Origin of the sequence: Enterococcus spodopteracolus (genome assembly GCF_030441955.1) — a bacterium.
Classification (GTDB): domain Bacteria; phylum Bacillota; class Bacilli; order Lactobacillales; family Enterococcaceae; genus Enterococcus_B; species Enterococcus_B spodopteracolus.
Genome location: NZ_JARJHD010000046.1, coordinates 1 through 1,137, shown reverse-complemented (window position 1 = coordinate 1,137; position 1,137 = coordinate 1). Strand labels below are relative to the sequence as shown.

Below are 1,137 nucleotides of genomic sequence, written 5' to 3'. Positions count from 1 at the left end.
ACCGATAACATCGCATCATGCAGCTTCCCTCCCGAAGTCGAAATCAAGCTGCCCTCCAAATATTTCGCATGACTCAGAACAAGAGCCGGTATCGAATCTTTTAGCTCGTACCATGTCCTGATACAGGGCTTGATAATCATTTTCTGAATACATTTTCGCGATACCGTCCAGCGACATTCTTCCTCGGTACATAATCTCCTTTGGCGTTTCCCGATGTCCGTCACGCACATGGGATCCCGTGATGACCTCATTAAAAACACGCTGCAATCCCTCCTCATCTTTGCAGGCAAGTCCGATTTTTTGCGTTGATTTTTTAATGCAGAATATGCAGTTACCGAGATGTTCCGGTATTTGCAAATCGAATGGTTGTTGCTTCCACCATGCGAGGATATCTTCCTTCTCAAAGTCTGACAGTTCAGCAAGATATCTGATTCCAGGCTTTGGCTTTAGCCGCTTCGGTTCATCAGCTCTGATGCCAATCCACGTGGTGTAATTCCCTCGCCCGAAATGGTCATCACAGTATTTGGTGAAGGGAACGAGTTTTAATCTGTCAGTGCAGAACGCGCCGCCGACGTATGGAGTGCCATATTTCTTTACCATATCGATAAATGGCTTCAGAACAGGCATTCGCGTCTGAATATCCTTTGGTTCCCATACCGTATAACCATTTGGCTGTCCAAGCTCCGGGTTGATATCAACCTGCAATACGGTGAGCGGTATATCCCAGAACTTCACAACTTCCCTGACAAACCGATATGTCATTGGATGTTCACAACCTGTATCCATGAAAACGTAATGCACGTCTTTACCTGCCCGTCGCTTTTGCTCCATTAGCCAGAGCAAATATGCTGACGTCCTGCCACCGGAGAAACTAACGACATTTATCATGCAGCCCTGTCTCCCCATCTCGCTTTCCACTCCAGAGCCAGTCTCGCTTCGTCTGACCACTTAACGCCACGCTCTGTACCGAATGCCTGTATAAGCTCTAATAGCTCCGCAAATTCGCCTACACGCATCCTGCTGGTTGACTGGCCTATTACCACAAAGCCATTCCCGGCAAGGTTAGGAACAACATCCTGCTGCTTTAATGCTGCGGTAAACACACACTTCCAGCTTTCTGCATCCAGCCAGCGACCA

2 protein-coding genes are annotated in these 1,137 nt (G+C 47.8%); both read right to left on the bottom strand.

Going from position 1 to position 1,137, the window contains the following annotated elements; translation table 11 throughout:
* Positions 1-15: 15 nt before the first annotated feature.
* Positions 16-888 carry a phosphoadenosine phosphosulfate reductase domain-containing protein gene (locus P3R27_RS14335; protein ID WP_000611491.1) on the bottom strand — a complete coding sequence of 291 codons (873 nt, stop codon included), beginning with the start codon at positions 886-888 and terminating at the stop codon, positions 16-18.
* On the bottom strand, positions 885-1,137 hold a 253-nt coding region (locus P3R27_RS14330; RefSeq protein ID WP_301399127.1), incomplete at its 5' end, for a recombination protein NinB. The genes P3R27_RS14330 and P3R27_RS14335, both read right to left, overlap by 4 nt.